The following is a 15,262-nucleotide window of genomic DNA, read 5'->3' as shown; positions in this document are numbered from 1 at the left end:
GAGGGTAGAGAGTGCATGCGAAGGGCTTTCCAAACCAACGCAAAAGGCCCCGCCGGTTACCGCCAGCGGGGTTTCTTTTTCGCAAGAGACCATCGTTTACGCCTCCCCATCAATCAGGGCGCGCAAACTTGCGGCTGGAATTAGGGTGCGTTTGCCAATCTTGCGAGCTTCGAGTCGGCCCTCTTTGATGAGCGAGTAAAGGCGGGTGCGTCCGATACTGGAGACGCGGCAGGCATCCGCCACGCTGTAAGCGAGCGGTTCGGGATTGGGAGAGGTAAGTGCCATTTTTGTTCTATCCTTTGGCAGCGTTCGCCAGCGACCATGATTGTTCGCCAGCACACGTTTTGTGGTTGTAGAAACCCGCCGGAGTGGATAGAAACTTCCGTGCGAGGAGACGCCAATCTTTCGCACGGAGCCCCTGCCCTTTCGGCGGGGGTTTCGTTTATTTAGGGTCGAAAATCGCGGTTCTCCTTATGTTTTTGGACGCAAACACGTGCGTTTGCATTCATAGGATATAGAGAAACCAATGACCGAACCATAGACATGCGTGGATGATTCGGTGGGGATAAACCGTGCAAAATGTGGGTCGATTCGCGGCGCGCGCACCCAAACAGTCCGAACAGGACCAAGAAACTCCTGAAATTCAGTTTTCTTTGGACGTTTTCTTGGCGTTTGCTTTGCGACTAATCCGTTTGTTCTTGGCAGGTCCAAGCTGCTCTAGTGGATTTACAAGCGCTTCGTAGCGGCCAAAAAGGTGCTCCACCCTATCGCGGTCACTTGCGAAGGGTGCTGCGCGATAGAGACGGTCTACGGCCTTATCCAGCGCATTGTGCGCACGGCGCAGATCGGCTGGCATTGTGTCAGGATCGTAGAGGTCCGCAAGGCTGGACGTGGGATGCGTAGCGCGCGCGTCCAGCACGGCCTGCGCCAAGGCTTCGACATTCTTGCGCTTTGCGGCGCTGGCATCGGGCCAAGGGAAGGTGTTGTAGACTAAGCCAATTGAGTAGCGGAAACGGCTCTCAAGGCGACCACCTATGTGAGCGAGCCATGCCATATTCATCCGACTGGTCAAAAGCGCAAAATCATACTTTTCTGCGTCTAACAATGTTTGAACAAGGTTTGAGGGAATCGTAGGAGGTTCTATCCAACCAATTGGCACATAATCTCGACGTTCTGAGCTTACCTCCGGAAATACCAGAAAGCTCCTTTCAGGGATCGTTTTGACCTCGAACTCAGTTGGAAAATCAGCGAGTTTTCGAGTGGCAGCCTTTTTGCTCGCCAGCCTGAATGCGCGTACCAATTTTAATCGCTCAAGGACTTTAGGCAGCTTCTGGATCTCGGCTGGTGAGACTTTTGAAAGAGAAAGAATCCACCTCAGCGTCCCGTTTATGTACTCGTGTGAGCCAATTAGCGGAGCCATGTGGCCTGTTGAACCAGGTTCCTTTGCAAGAAATTCGGCTTTCTCATGAGGCTCGAAAATCAGGTGACCACCGTCAACAATTTTGCTGCCCATACGCATCTGCTTAGCAGCGCCAATTGGCTTGCGAGTGTCTCTCACCACAAGGTGTCGATTAGAAACTCCCTTAGCATCAAAGAGGTAAGCCGTTAGCGCCTTGTGCCGCGTCTCAACCGGATCACCTTTGATATCTGGATAGGAAAACAACCGCTTCTCTGCTGGTTCAAAATCGCGGTGAGAAAATCCAATGACGACTACATGGACATGCGCCTTTCCGCGCGCCTCGCTGCCCCAAGAAAAGGTGCGGTGCGCAAACGCTATTTCGAGCTTGTGTTGATCAAATAGAATTGGCCAAAGCTGCGCGACCTGTTCACCTTGAGTGATCGAATTGGTGGAAACAAATGCAACTCTGACAAGCTTGTTGGGTTGCAAATACTGCCCCGCTTTGATGAACCAAGCCCCCACATAGTCGAGCGACCCTGCCCTGCCTGAAGGTGCGGCGATTACCCGCGCCATTTGCTCTCGCTGAAATTTGGACTGATAGCTCTGACCAATAAAAGGCGGATTGCCCATAATGTAGCTGCATTTCTCTGGCGGCAGCAATTCGCTCCAATCCGTCTCAAGCGCATCGCCATGCAAAATGTGCGCAGAATCCTTCAGCGGAATGCGGGCATAGTTCAGCGAAAAACTCTCATTCAGCGCATTGTTGGCGATGTGGTCCATCATCCACATGGCAACCTCGGCAATGCGCGCCGGAAATTCCTCGTATTCTATGCCGTAGAATTGATCGACAGTGACGCGGGAAAGCAAAGTGGGGTCCAGAACCCCTTGCCTTCGTTCATCGCCAATATCCGTCATCTCTTTAGGCCAGCGCGCCTCTAACGCCTCCAATTCCAGCCGCCGGATTTCCCGGTAAGCAATAACGAGGAAATTCCCGCACCCGCACGCCGGATCAAAGAACGTTAGGCTGGCCAGTTTCGTTAGGAATTTATCCAATTCGCGCGTGCGCTCTGTCTTGCGCTTCGTGATTGCTGCCAATTCCGCCTTTAGATCATCAAGGAACAGCGGCCCTATCACTTTGAGGATATTATCCTCAGACGTGTAATGCGCACCCTTAGCGCGGCGCTGCTTGGCATCCATAACGGATTGGAACAGCGAACCAAAGATTGCTGGACTAACGCCGGACCAATCATGGCGGCAGGCGTCTATTAGAGCCTCGCGCATGTCCGCATCGAACCTGGGTATGCGCAAACGGCCCGCAAACAATTCGCCGTTCACATAAGGGAAGGCATCAAGTTCCGCATCTGTGCCAGCCAGCCGCTTTCCCTCTGGCGTATCGAGAATATCAAACAGCTCGCTAAGCTTGCGCCCCATATCGTTGCCGTCTGGAGCTGTGTCATTTTCCAAGAATTGCAGGAAAATGTCTTTAGGCTGGAATATGCCGGTATCATCCGCAAACAGGCAGAACAGGGTGCGGACTAGGAATTGCTCCAGATCATGCCCCGTGTATCCAGAGGCTTCCAATCCATCATGGAGCCGCCCCATGAGTTCCGCCGCTTTAATCGTGACGGTGGCCTGCGTTTCAAAATTGACTTTGCGCCCAAGCATAAAATCGAAGGCGGTGATGTGCTTGTGCAGATCTTTGAGATGAAACTTGAGCTCTTCGCCCTTTTCCAGATCGAGCAGAACCCAGCGCTGAAAATCACAGGTGAGCACAAAGCGCGGCTGTTCAGTCGCGTGAATGCCTTCGACATAGTCGAGTGCCTGCCCTTGTGCTTTACGAAGGTCCAAGCGGCTGGATTTCTGTTCAACTAGAAGCGTGCGAGGCCAAAACAGATCAATGAAACCGTGCTTGTCGGAAAGCAGCTTAACCCGCTGTTCGTATATCGCCACCTGCTTGCGCTTAATGCCGAACAACTCAAAAAATTCGTTGTAAAATGTCTGTGTCTCACCCTTTTCGTAGTGAGCATCTTTCCATTCTTCGCTGAAAGTCTTTGCGCGTCTTTTTATTTCGTCCCAGCCAAGCCGCATTAAAATGCCTCCAATCAAGACATGCGCTTACCTGCGAACAACTGCGAACAGCAAGCAGAACTAATGCTAAGCGCCTCTTTTTGTGAGCGCGGAATAAACCCTTTCGCGCACGGGTGAGAAACTGGTTTAGCGATTGTGTAGCATTGTCGCACCGGTGTCCGGCTGGAAAACATCAGAGATTTGACCACCCCCCTACCCTCAGTCCATCCCTTTGGTTAGCCAGCCGCCTTCGAGATTGCGGTCACGTTATCCGCAACGCCCGAAAGCGAGGGTGACACATAGCGGCCCCACGCCTCCATAAGATCGCGCCGCATGTCCCTAAGATCGCTGCGCAGATAAGCCTGTTCGGTTGCTGTGCCGACTTTGTGCGCCAAAGCCATTTCGGCCACCATCGCAGGGATTGTGGGCATTTTCTCGGCAGCCCAATCACGGAAGGTGGAGCGGAAACCATGGACCGTCTCAGTCCGCCCTGCACTTCGCAGTAATTTTGTAAGGGCCATATCAGAAAGCGGACCACCACGCGGACCAGCGAAGATCAAGCCGCTACGCATGTCTTTAGGCGTGTAATTCTCCAGTAGGGCAATGGCTGCCTTGGAAAGCGTAACAATATGGGGTTCGCTCATTTTCATGATCTCGGCAGGCCGCGACCATGTCTGCGCCCCTAAGTCAATTCGTTCCCATGTCGCATGTCGCACCTCTCCAGACCGCGCGGCTGTTAGGATCGCGAAAAGCACTGCAGAACGGCTGGCCGCATTGTCCTTGGCGCATTCATTCGTGAAAAACTCTGGCAAGTCGGCAAAAGGCATTGCAGCGAAGTGCCCGCCCCTCTTTTGCTTAGAAAGGCCAGAGCGCAATTCTCGCATGTCGGGCAACGCCTCAGAGCGCCAGCCTTGCGCTTTGGCATATGCGAGCACTTGGCCAATACGACTGCGCACTTTGCGCGCCATAACGGGTTTATCTGTCCAGATTGGTGCGAGCGAGGCAATCAGTTCTGCACTGCCAATTGCATTGACCTTAAGCGACCCCAGCTTCGGAACCGCGTGCTGCTCAAGTGAAGCGAGAAATGCCTTCCCAGTCTTCGCGCTCCAGCCCTTTGCGAGTTCGGCGTGGGCTTTTTTGGCGGCCTCTGCGAAAGTCGGAACGCACTTTCTCTCCCTGTCTCTCTCCAGAACGGGGTCCGCACCTGTTTTTGCAAGCTTGCGAAGCGCAGCAGCCTTTTCCCGCGCCTCTGCCAATGTAAGCGAGCGTTTAAGCATCAAGGGAGCAGCCGCAAGCCTATCATCTTCCGCCCCGAATGCCTTTCGCCCTGCACCATCAACATCAACCGCGCCTAACCCTATGTCGCGCCGCTTGCCTTCGACTTGAACCCGCAAAACCCAAGACTTCGCACCAGTGGGCGCGCAGCTTAAAATCAAACCGTCACCGTCTTGGAATGTTGTTCGAACCGGCTGGCCATTCGGGCCAATCCTTGGCTTTGCGCCACGCACCTTAGAGGCTGTCAATTTACCCATAGCGCTCCCACATTCTTTCCCACACTTTAGAGCGGTTCAGGATGAAAGGCAATGAACGACTTTGAACAGCAATAGGTATTATACAACTGTTTTATAAGGACTGTCTAGTAAGCAAGCGAACAAGATTGAAAGCGCTTTTTGATCCAACTCGGGGAGCCATTTTTTCTCAAGATATGTTCGAAATTTGAGCTGGTCGAAAGACTTGGCGCGATTTGACTGTTTACTGACTAGCCCATTTGTCTGATCGTCAGAAAATTCAGGTGTCGGCTTTTGCAAATCCGTCGGCGATAGATAAATGTCTGAGATTGTGGGTGAAAGCGGAATGGCGGCTTCAAGTCAGAAAATGATATTAGCAGGAACACAACTCCATGCGTTGCTGACTTGTAGACCCACTCGTTTGCGCACCTATTTGAGCGAGAACGCGGACATGAAGCAAGCTGCTGCTTCGAGTTGATTCTCGGGTAGCTTTTCCAGAACTATGCTTGAGTGGCGCAAATGGGAAATAGAGCAGGGGAACAGGACGTCGCCATTGGCAACAGGTTCTCCAAGTCCACTGCTATAATTATCAGAAGTAACCCGAACCCAAGCACTCCAGTCTTCGTGCCTAAATTGCGCCAGCACCGGTGATTTCAGATCATCATTGGGAACAAACAGTGCCTTGAGTGCGAGCAAATCCCAATCGGGGAAATGCAAGCCATCCGGGTCGGCGGGCGATCGAGCCCAGCGCAAACTCCAATTGATCATCTCGAGCACCATCGGCTCGAGCGACCTCCCTTTTTCAGTGAGCCGGTAAGGCTCGCGGGCTTCGCCAGTTTCAACCAAGCCGGCAACCGCCATGTCCTTAAGCCGCCTAGTCAGCAAGTTAGCCCCCATGCCTTTGAGGCGCTTTTCGAGTTCGGAAAACCGGCGCGGTGATACAAGCAAGTCTCGCACAATTAGCATCGTCCAACGCTCACCCAAGAGATCGGATGCTCGGGCAAGAGCGCAATTCTGGCGGTAATTTCGGACTTTCAAGTTGCAACCCTTCTCGATCACGCTTAGCAATGAAATCGCTATATATAATTAAAGTGAATCGTGCTATGGAATTATCATCGACCTTGCGTGCAAACGCAGTTTTCACCGCATTGTGTGCACTTATATGCCTGCTGAGGACTGATTTCGTTACCGCCAACACCCTAGTCCCAGAGCAATTCTGGATCATAGGATTGGGAATCCTGCTGCTTGGGTTTGTACCTATGTTGTTGTTTGCAGCTGCGCGGCCGTTGGCTTGGCTCGTGCGAACAATTATAGTTCTCGACTGGTGCTATGTCGCCATAGCACTCACCTATTTTCTGCTCCATTGGCGGGAGGTCGACAACTTAGGCGCTGCAATGATCGCCGTGCCCCCCGCATTCGTAGCGCTGTTTGCTCTGCTCCAGCAGTCTGGACTTACAGACATTTCCAACGAGGCAGCGGTATGAGCAACAATCTGGAATTGCTGCATGAACCGGCACATGGTGAAAGACGTAAATCGCCCTTGCTCTTCATCCACGGTGGTTTTCACGGGGCATGGTGTTGGAAGGATCATTTTATGCCGTGGTTCGCCGCGCGCGGTTTTGATTGTTACGCCATTTCCTTGCGCGATCATGGTGGCAACCATCGCACCGGAAACCATGCCAGCTGGCATTTGCGCGACTATGTGACGGACGTAAAATGGGCTGTTCAACAGCTTGATGAAAAGCCGATCCTTGTCGGTCATTCGCTAGGCGGCACTATCGCGCAAAAAGTGATGGCTGAGGACGATTTTCCAGCACTGGTGTTGCTCGCTCCATCGCCTATTGGTGGATCGAACCGCGCTGCAATTCGGATGCTGTTTTCAAATCCTGGCGCAATGTTTCAAGCTATAAAGACAAAGGATATGGCGCTGGCTCTGCCAGCCTTTCTCTCGTTTTTCCTGTCCGATGATTTGCCGGAAACAGAGCGCACACGAATTGTCGCTCGCCTCGATGGAATGACCTCATTTTTAGCGGTAGACGAGGCTTTTTACTCGGACCCACCTAAGCCAAGCCTCACCGAAATGCCGGTTCTTGTGGCGTCTGGCGAAAAGGACTGGTCGATACCGCGATATAAAAATGAGAAGCTCGCTTTGGCTTATGGGGGCGATCATATTGTCGTTCCGACCGCACACGACATCATGTGCGATACCCAGTGGGAGGCGGCCGCAGGGCAGATATTGCACTGGCTTGACCCCGGGAACGGAGGATAATGGATCTGGGCAACGAAGGCCGCAAAGCACCCATCGGCAGCGGAAGTGTAAGGCTCGGCTAAATGTCTGCTGTCTGCATTGTACCACTGGCAGAAGAAATCAGTGCCCTTGTCATTGTGATCAGCCGGAAATGCGGAGGTTGCAAAATCGCGGCCTCTTTTCTTCATGTAGTCGGTATAAGCGCGGCCGAGGTCGGAATTGCCGTCCGAAGCGGTCCGTGTGCAACCCAGCGAATTTCCACTGCGCAGCATGATCGCACGCCCCGAATTGTGAATCATAGGGCCATTCGTATTGGTGAGTTGCTCAGAGCCGTCATATGAGACGCACTGTATTTTGTAGTCGTTTTCTTGAAGCGTGCTGCGTCAAATTCGACGTACAGGACATCGCCCACTGCCAGCCCTTCATAGATGCAACCGTTGGAGGCTGTGACCGGGCGGCGGTCGATAATACCGCTGCGTTTCTGAGTGCTGATGCCTTGCGCAAAAGTGTATTCGCCATCGCGCCCCACAAAGGCATTGCCGATGCTCAGATTTGCGCAGGAAACTTGGCTTGAAAGACGTGACGGCGCACGGCTTAAACCGCTTGCATTGTCAGGTGCGGCTGCTGTTTCCGCAATTGCAGATCGGCTTCCACGAGAGAAGTTAACTTGTCCAGAAGAACGTCTTGAACGGCGGCCCTGGCGCTTGCCACAGACGGTCTCAACGACGTCTTCGGCAGTGTCAGCGACTTCTTCTGCGTCGTCGGTCGTTTTCTTCACGTCGCGAACTGCATCACGAAGCCCGCGAAACTGCGCAGAAGCAGGGTCAGCATAAGCAAGGGCGCCAAGCGCAAGCGATGTGCCTACGAGAGTGCAAATAAGATTTTTCATGTATTCGATCCTTAGCGCCAACCCCGGCTCTGCCCCTTTGGCAGGCTGGTCTGATTGACAACGAGGATCGAACTATTCGTGAGCCACGCACTTTCGAATATCCCAAATGGTATAGGCGGGGCGGAAAGTTGTTTATCCAGAGCCCTTTAGCCCCCCGCCAACAACCTCACCCCCACAACAAGCACTAACGCCGCAGTGACCCATCTGATCCAGCGCGCCGGGAGCACCCGAACCGCCATCAGGCTGCCGATCTGCCCTCCGACCACTACGGCGAGTAGCAGCGGCAAAACCTCGACCATTGCGCCAGCGAACATCGCAGGGCCGTTCTTCAACAGCTGTCCAACAAGGCCAAAGGCTGAGTTTATAAGGATGAAGAAGCTAGCGGTCGCCGCTATTTCGCGCGCGCCGTGCCAGCGCGTCAGATGGAGAAGAGGCGCCAAGAATATGCCGCCGCCTATCCCAACCAGACCTGCGAGAAACCCGATGGGTGCAGCCGCAAACGGCATCATTTTTGCCCATTGGCCGCGCGCACCCTCCCCCGCTTTTTCTCTGACAGGGATCAGCATGGTGAGAGCGGTCAGCACAAGACTTGCGCCCAAAAGGAGCAAGAACGCCTCGCGTTCTATTGAGATCAAACCGCCGACAAAGGCCGCAGGAGCCGCAAGCGCGGTCAGCGCCAAAGCTCCCTTCCACGGCGTTATCCCCGCCCGGGCGAACCGCACTGTCGCACCCGCCACCACCACAATATTGCACGCCAATGCAATGAGCGGCAGCACGCGGTGATCCGTACCCGCTATTGCCAGAAGCGCCGCATAGGTTGACCCGCCGCCAAACCCCACACTGGCATAAAGCAGCGCGGCGAGGAAAAATCCGGCCACAAGGAGCAGGATCAGCGGCATCTACTATTAGAGCCCTTTATACAGGCGCCGCTACTGGAGGAACACCAGCTGCGCCGTGGCAGTGCTTATACTTCTTACCCGAACCACACGGGCACACGGCATTGCGTGACAGATCGAGGTGAGCATAGGGGTTTTCAGTGATCGCGCCGCCTGTACCCGCCTCGGGTGTTGTCGAAGGCGCGAGCGAACCGATCATATCACCGCGCAATTCTGATCCATCACCATCGTTAGAATTATCGAGCCCAGTCAGCGGATCGATATGACTGGTAAGGAAATCGGGAAGGTCTGGTAGCACTTCAGGCTCAGGTTCGGCGATGCGAAGCTCTGACTTAAGCAGCAGCTTGGTCACATCTTCGCGCAAGGTATCGAGCATGCTTTCAAACAGGCCAAACGCCTCTTGCTTATACTCATTGATCGGGTTCTTTTGCGCGACTGATCGCATCCAAATCACCTGACGCAGCGCATCGAGCGTTGCGAGGTGTTCCTTCCAGTGGAAGTCAAGGCGCTCAAGCAAGATTTGCTTTTCAACCATGCGCCAGATCGCAGGATCATTCTTAGCGATCTTAGCTTCCATCAAAGCGTCAGCTTCGGCTTTAATGCGCTCTTCGATGATCTCTTGCTCAACTTCGTCTTCTTCCAACCATGCATCGATTGGCGGGGTGAGGCCGAAGACTTCTTCGACCTTGTCTTTGAGGCCCTGAACATTCCATTGTTCGGGGTAAGAGCCCATGGGGCAATTCGCGTAGATGATCGCAGAAAGGCTGTCGTGGCGCATGTCGACGACGACATCATCGACTGTTTCAGACTCCTGAATTTCGCCGCGTTGCTCGTAGATGACCTTGCGTTGGTCGTTCATTACATCATCGTATTGAACCACGCTCTTACGTTGATCGTAATTGCGGCCCTCAACCTTTTTCTGAGCGGTTTCAATGGCTTTTGATAGCCATTTGGACCCAATTGCCTCGCCATCTTCAAGGTTGGAATTCATCATCTTGGCGAACAATGTGTCGGGGCCAAAGATGCGCAAAAGGTCATCTTCGAGGCAGAGGTAAAAGCGTGACAAGCCCGGATCGCCTTGCCGACCCGAACGGCCGCGAAGTTGGTTGTCGATGCGGCGGCTTTCGTGGCGCTCTGTTCCCAAAACGAAGAGGCCGCCAGCTTCAAGAACCTTCGCTTTCTCAGCCGCGACTTCTTCTGTAATTTTGCCAATGGCCACCTCTTTCTCGGGACCTTCGGCCATATCGCCGCATTCGTCATCAATCCGGAAATCGAGGTTGCCGCCAAGCTGAATATCGGTGCCGCGCCCTGCCATATTGGTAGCGATCGTCACCGCGCCGATGCGGCCCGCTTGCGCCACAATATGGGCCTCGCGCTCGTGCTGGCGCGCGTTTAGAACCGCGTGCTCTACGCCTTCCTCATCAAGGAATTTTGAAAGGAGTTCGGATTTCTCAATCGAAACCGTACCCACCAAGATAGGCTGACCGATTTCGTTCTTTTCGCGGATCGCTTTGGCAATCGCTTGGAACTTGTCCATCGTATTCTTGTAGAACTCATCTTCCTCATCGATCCGGGCGACGGGAAGATTGGTTGGAATTTCAACCACATTGACCTTGTAAATGTCCCAAAATTCCGCCGCCTCAGTCGCAGCCGTACCGGTCATCCCGGCGAGTTTTGGATACATGCGGAAATAGTTTTGGAAGGTGATCGAGGCCATCGTCTGGTTTTCAGGCTCAATCTTGACGCCTTCCTTGGCCTCAACCGCTTGGTGCAAACCATTGGACCAACGCCGACCGTCCATCATCCGGCCAGTGAATTCGTCGATGATCACGACCTTGTCGTCCTTCACGATGTAGTGGTCATCGCGTTTGAACATGTGCACGGCTTTGAGTGCTTGGTCGAGGTGGTGGACAACCTGCGTATTCTCAACATCATAGAGGTTGTCTGTTTCCAGCAGGCCCTTCTCCATCAGAAGCGCTTCGACCTTGTCAAGACCATCTTCATTCAACTGAATGCTTTTGCTCTTCTCGTCCTTGTCGTACCAATCTTCAGGGATTTCTTTCGCGACCTCATCGAGCTTCACGTAGAGATCGGATTTGTCTTCCGTGGGGCCCGAAATGATGAGCGGCGTCCGCGCTTCATCGATGAGGATCGAATCCACCTCATCGACGATCGCGTAGTTAAACGGGCGCTGCACCATTTGCGAGCGCTCGTGCTTCATATTGTCGCGAAGGTAGTCAAAACCGAATTCATTGTTCGTGCCATATGTGATGTCGGCATTGTAAGCGTCGCGCTTGTCCGCCTCCATCATGTTAGGAACAATCACGCCCACACTCAGTCCGAGCCATGTGTAGAGCTGTCCCATCCACTCAGCGTCGCGGCGTGCAAGGTAATCGTTGACGGTTACAACGTGAACACCTTTGCCATCGAGCGCGTTCAGATACACCGCCAGCGTCGCCATGAGGGTCTTACCCTCACCCGTGCGCATTTCGGCGATCTCACCGCGTTGAAGTACGATGCCGCCAACCATCTGCACATCAAAATGGCGCATGCCGAACACACGCTTTGACGCTTCACGCACTGTGGCGAAGGCTTCAGGCAGGATGTCATCAAGGGCAGTCCCGCTGTCTAATTGGTCACGGAATTTGGAAGTTTGCGCTTTCAAAGCCTCATCCGAGAGGCCTTCAATGATGGATTCCAGCGCATTGATCTTGTCGACCACCTTGCTGATTTTCTTGACATAACGGTCGTTCGACGAACCAAAGACCGATTTCACGATTTTGTTAAACATGGGGCAAAAAAAGCCTTGTAACTATTGTGAATTGCACACCCGGCGATCCGAAAAGACCGCTTCGCGCAAAACAGGAATTTTGATGAAAGTGCCGCGCCGATTGCTCACGCTGGCGCAGAGTTTGAGAGTTAGGAAGCGCTATTCAAGCGCGCGCTCAACCCCGAAAACATAAGGAGCAGCAAGAACAGGCAATGGCGCCGCATCGAGCGTCGCCGATGTCTCACTTGCACGGCCCGTCGCCTCCGCCTGAGCAGCAAAGGCACAGCGCGCGTGAGTGGCTTCGGAAGCCTCCAACACGCCCGCGATAACTCGCGAATGGGCCGCAAATGTCTCAGCCGCATTGCCATGCGCAGGCGCTTGCAAAGCGGCAAGACCGCTAAGCAGCACAAAGAGCGTCAAGAGATGGCGTTTGACCATAGAGGACTTGCAGATAAGCATTTCAGTTAGGTTCGTCCACCGTCATGACAGTGGTTACACGGTGCTTTGAGCTTTTATGGTGAATAATTGGTAAGCAAGAACCTTGCCCCTCCCCAATTGCAGGAGGGCAAAAAGACCATTAGGGCGCAGCATTATGGACCTCGCAGCATCACCCCTCGCCCAGCCCTTTCCCGATATGCCCGCAATCGAAGGCGTGACCCTTCGTGTTGCAAGGGCGCAGTATAAGGAATGGGACCGCTGTGATCTGACCTTTGTGGAGCTCGCCGAGGGTACGAGCCTTGCCGGTGTCTTCACCCAAAGCGCCTGTGCGTCTTCGGAGGTCGAACTTGGCCGGGAGCAGGTTCAAACCGGCACAGCGCGCGCATTGGTCGTCAACGCTGGTAATTCCAATGCCTTTACCGGCTTTCGCGGACGCGAGGCGGTAGAGGCTATTCAAACTCAAGTGGCGGACCGGCTCGACTGCGCCGCGAGCGACGTTCTTGTCTCCTCCACCGGTGTAATCGGCGTGCCGCTTCCCAAGGACAAGGCGCGCGAAGGCGTTGCCAATGCCCTTACTGCAGAACCTTGCGGTTGGGAGGATGCTGCCGCCACGATCAACACCACTGATACTTTTAACAAAGGCGCCCATGCCTCCGCAATGCTGGGCAGCACGCGGGTGGAGCTTTGCGGGATCATCAAAGGCTCCGGCATGATCGCGCCCGATATGGCAACCATGCTGGGCTATATCTTTACCGATGCCGATGTTGAGCCCCAATTCCTGCAAGAGCTTTTAAACGCGGCAAACTTGCAGACTTTCTCCTGCATCACCGTTGATGGCGACACATCGACCAGTGATACGGTATTGGTCTTCGCCACCGGGAAAGCAGGCAATGCGCAGATCACGGGTTGGGACAGTCCCGGCGCAGATGCATTTGCAGCGGCCTTGAATGATGTTTGCCGGAACCTTGCGCAATTGGTCGTTCGCGATGGCGAAGGCGCTTCCAAATTCATCACAATACGCGTCTCTGGTGCAGTGGACGATGACAGCGCCCGCCGCATCGGCCTTGCCATTGCAAATTCTCCACTCGTCAAAACGGCGATTGCAGGCGAAGACGCCAATTGGGGCCGGGTTGTAATGGCAGTAGGCAAAGCGGGCCAACCGGCTGACCGTGACCGCCTTTCCATCGGATTTGGCGGCGTATGGGCGGCGCGTGACGGTGTTCCGGTGGATGACTATGACGAGGCGCCCGTGGCCAAGCATCTGAAAGGTCAGGAAATCGACATCGCCGTTGATATGGGAATGGACACCAGCGGGACCGGAGGCAGCGCGACGGTGTGGACGTGCGACCTCACTCACGGCTACATCTCTATCAATGCCGACTACCGTAGTTAACTCAAGGGGAGACAGATCGTGCCAACTTCGCAAAATCTAAGAGACGATGCCAACGTTCAGGATATGAAAGCGGATGACCTGCTGAAAGAAGCGACCACAGGTCTCACAGAGTTGACCACGCGAGGGCAAGAGATCAATCAGCCCTATCTCGACGACTTGAATGACATGCTGACCAGAGATGATCTAATCGGTGATCTTGTCGACCTCGAAATCTTGCTCGATCGCTTGCACCTAGAATACACAAAACAGCGGTGGCACGTTATGAGGCGCTCAAAGACCATCCAGAAAGGGACCGATATGCTCGAACGGATGGTCGACGCGCACAATTTGAAGGTTGAATGGCACGTCAAATTGAGGGAGATTTACTGGCTCATCGAACAGGCACGAATTTTTCGCGAACTTGCGATTCACTTGCGTGAAATTGCCCATAATCTTGAAAAACAAGGATTCTAACTCCCACGATGAGCCCGCTCGACGCCGAAATTCGCGACCTCATGCGCTTCGCCGCAGAACGATCCATGATGCCGCGGTTTCGCGCGCTGGCGGACGATGAGATTGAGATGAAGGGCAAGGATGATCCCGTCACAATCGTTGACCGCGAAGTTGAGCAATTCCTCACCGAAGCGCTCACCAAGCTTGCCCCTGATGTGGCGGTTGTCGGTGAGGAAGCGGTCGCGGCGGACGCAACCGTTTTGGAAAAGCTCTCTGAGGCATGCTGGATCATTGACCCGCTCGATGGGACGGCCAACTTCACCGAAGGCAAGGAACCATTTGGGATCATTATCGCGCTCGCTGATGCAGGCGTAGCTGTCGCCGGGTGGCTCTATGACCCGCACAAGGACCGCTTGTGCCACGCGCGCAAAGGCGAAGGCGCATTTATCAATGGCGAACGGGTGCGCGCACGGACGACAGGACACACGCCGCCTGTGGCAGGGATCAGCACGCTGTTTCTGGATGAAGAAGAACGCGTTCAGATCAATGAGCGGATCGCACCGCACTACACGATGGTGGATATTCCGCGCTGCGCAGCTGAGCAGTACCCGCGGCTTGCGCTTGGCGAAAATGATATTTCCGTGTTCAAGCGCACGCTTGCCTGGGACCACGCCGCAGGCGCTTTGTGGCTCAACGAAGCTGGGGGGAAAGCCGCTCGCTACGACGGAAGCGAATATCGCGTCGATGAGCGTGATCGCACAGGCTTAATTGGAGCCTCTAGTCCCGATCAATGGGAAGCTTTTGCCGCGCGGATCCAAGGAAACTTAAGTTAAAGGCGGCCAAACATTCCCGATTGACCGCCTTTAAGATCGAAAAATCTAAAGAACCTTAGATTTCGCCTTCAATCCATTCTTTTAGCTGACTTTTTGGAGCTGCGCCGACTTTTCGGGCCACAGCTTCGCCGTTCTTGAACAGAACCATCAACGGGATGGACTGCACCCCCATATCCGCCGGGATACCGGTGTTTTCCATGATGTCCATCTTCGCGATAGTGACGTTTCCACCCAGCTCTTCGCTGATTTCTTCAAGCGCCGGGGCAATCATCTTGCATGGACCGCACCATTCGGCCCAAAAATCGACAAGGACAGGCTTATCGCTCTCAAGTACATCAGCTTTAAAGCTCTCATCGGTGACGTTGACGGTGGCCATGGGGCTACTCCTT

At 54.0% G+C, this 15,262-nt stretch carries 14 protein-coding genes; 5 read left to right on the top strand and 9 right to left on the bottom strand.

Translation table 11 applies throughout. The annotated features are described in order from the left end of the window. Nucleotides 1–96: 96 nt before the first annotated feature. From ABJ205_RS06705 to ABJ205_RS06690, 4 genes are all read right to left on the bottom strand, one after another. Nucleotides 97–285 (bottom strand): helix-turn-helix domain-containing protein, encoded by a 189-nt coding sequence (locus ABJ205_RS06705; RefSeq protein ID WP_348155384.1) that lies wholly within the window; start codon nucleotides 283–285, stop codon nucleotides 97–99. A gap of 358 nt (nucleotides 286–643) precedes the next feature. Beyond that, on the bottom strand, nucleotides 644–3,487 hold the full coding sequence (locus ABJ205_RS06700; protein WP_348155386.1) for a DNA methyltransferase: 2,844 nt from the start codon (nucleotides 3,485–3,487) through the stop codon (nucleotides 644–646). Nucleotides 3,488–3,702: 215 nt separating this feature from the next. After that, on the bottom strand, nucleotides 3,703–4,998 hold the full coding sequence (locus ABJ205_RS06695; protein WP_348155388.1) for an integrase arm-type DNA-binding domain-containing protein: 1,296 nt from the start codon (nucleotides 4,996–4,998) through the stop codon (nucleotides 3,703–3,705). A gap of 405 nt (nucleotides 4,999–5,403) precedes the next feature. Further along, entirely contained in the window at nucleotides 5,404–6,033 is a 630-nt protein-coding gene (locus ABJ205_RS06690; RefSeq protein ID WP_348155390.1) for a helix-turn-helix domain-containing protein, read from the bottom strand. Nucleotides 6,034–6,272: 239 nt separating this feature from the next. Here ABJ205_RS06690 and ABJ205_RS06685 point away from each other — a divergent pair, with 239 nt between their 5' ends. Both ABJ205_RS06685 and ABJ205_RS06680 read left to right on the top strand, forming a co-directional pair. Beyond that, entirely contained in the window at nucleotides 6,273–6,458 is a 186-nt protein-coding gene (locus ABJ205_RS06685) for a hypothetical protein (protein ID WP_348312442.1), read from the top strand. Beyond that, a complete protein-coding gene (locus ABJ205_RS06680) occupies nucleotides 6,455–7,243 on the top strand; it encodes an alpha/beta fold hydrolase (RefSeq protein WP_348155395.1) in 789 nt (262 codons plus the stop codon). Before ABJ205_RS06685 ends, ABJ205_RS06680 begins: the two co-directional genes overlap by 4 nt. Before the next feature lie 274 nt (nucleotides 7,244–7,517). On the opposite strand, the gene ABJ205_RS06675 is transcribed toward ABJ205_RS06680, so the two are convergent. The 4 genes from ABJ205_RS06675 to ABJ205_RS06660 form a co-directional block, all read right to left on the bottom strand. Continuing rightward, nucleotides 7,518–8,111: a hypothetical protein gene (locus tag ABJ205_RS06675; protein WP_348155397.1), complete on the bottom strand. Its 594-nt coding sequence runs from the start codon at nucleotides 8,109–8,111 to the stop codon at nucleotides 7,518–7,520. Nucleotides 8,112–8,257: 146 nt separating this feature from the next. Further along, nucleotides 8,258–9,010 (bottom strand): sulfite exporter TauE/SafE family protein, encoded by a 753-nt coding sequence (locus ABJ205_RS06670; protein ID WP_348155398.1) that lies wholly within the window; start codon nucleotides 9,008–9,010, stop codon nucleotides 8,258–8,260. Nucleotides 9,011–9,026: 16 nt separating this feature from the next. After that, on the bottom strand, nucleotides 9,027–11,798 hold the full coding sequence (secA, locus tag ABJ205_RS06665) for a preprotein translocase subunit SecA (RefSeq protein WP_348155400.1): 2,772 nt from the start codon (nucleotides 11,796–11,798) through the stop codon (nucleotides 9,027–9,029). Nucleotides 11,799–11,936: 138 nt separating this feature from the next. Beyond that, entirely contained in the window at nucleotides 11,937–12,215 is a 279-nt protein-coding gene (locus ABJ205_RS06660) for a hypothetical protein (protein ID WP_348155402.1), read from the bottom strand. A gap of 154 nt (nucleotides 12,216–12,369) precedes the next feature. Between ABJ205_RS06660 and argJ the strand changes: the two genes are divergently transcribed. From argJ to ABJ205_RS06645, 3 genes are read left to right on the top strand one after another with little or no spacing between them, the layout of a single operon-like run. Next, entirely contained in the window at nucleotides 12,370–13,608 is a 1,239-nt protein-coding gene (gene argJ / locus ABJ205_RS06655; RefSeq protein ID WP_348155404.1) for a bifunctional glutamate N-acetyltransferase/amino-acid acetyltransferase ArgJ, read from the top strand. A gap of 18 nt (nucleotides 13,609–13,626) precedes the next feature. After that, nucleotides 13,627–14,061 (top strand): hypothetical protein, encoded by a 435-nt coding sequence (locus tag ABJ205_RS06650; RefSeq protein ID WP_348155405.1) that lies wholly within the window; start codon nucleotides 13,627–13,629, stop codon nucleotides 14,059–14,061. A gap of 8 nt (nucleotides 14,062–14,069) precedes the next feature. Next, nucleotides 14,070–14,873 (top strand): inositol monophosphatase, encoded by an 804-nt coding sequence (locus ABJ205_RS06645; protein ID WP_348155407.1) that lies wholly within the window; start codon nucleotides 14,070–14,072, stop codon nucleotides 14,871–14,873. Between the two features lie 55 nt (nucleotides 14,874–14,928). On the opposite strand, the gene trxA is transcribed toward ABJ205_RS06645, so the two are convergent. Continuing rightward, a complete protein-coding gene (trxA, locus tag ABJ205_RS06640; RefSeq protein WP_348155410.1) occupies nucleotides 14,929–15,249 on the bottom strand; it encodes a thioredoxin in 321 nt (106 codons plus the stop codon). Between the last annotated feature and the right edge of the window lie 13 nt (nucleotides 15,250–15,262).

It is taken from the genome of Erythrobacter sp., assembly GCF_039988855.1.
Lineage (GTDB): Bacteria > Pseudomonadota > Alphaproteobacteria > Sphingomonadales > Sphingomonadaceae > Erythrobacter.
The sequence above is the reverse complement of the archived record's forward strand: the minus strand, read 5'-3'. Positions and strand labels throughout refer to the sequence as shown.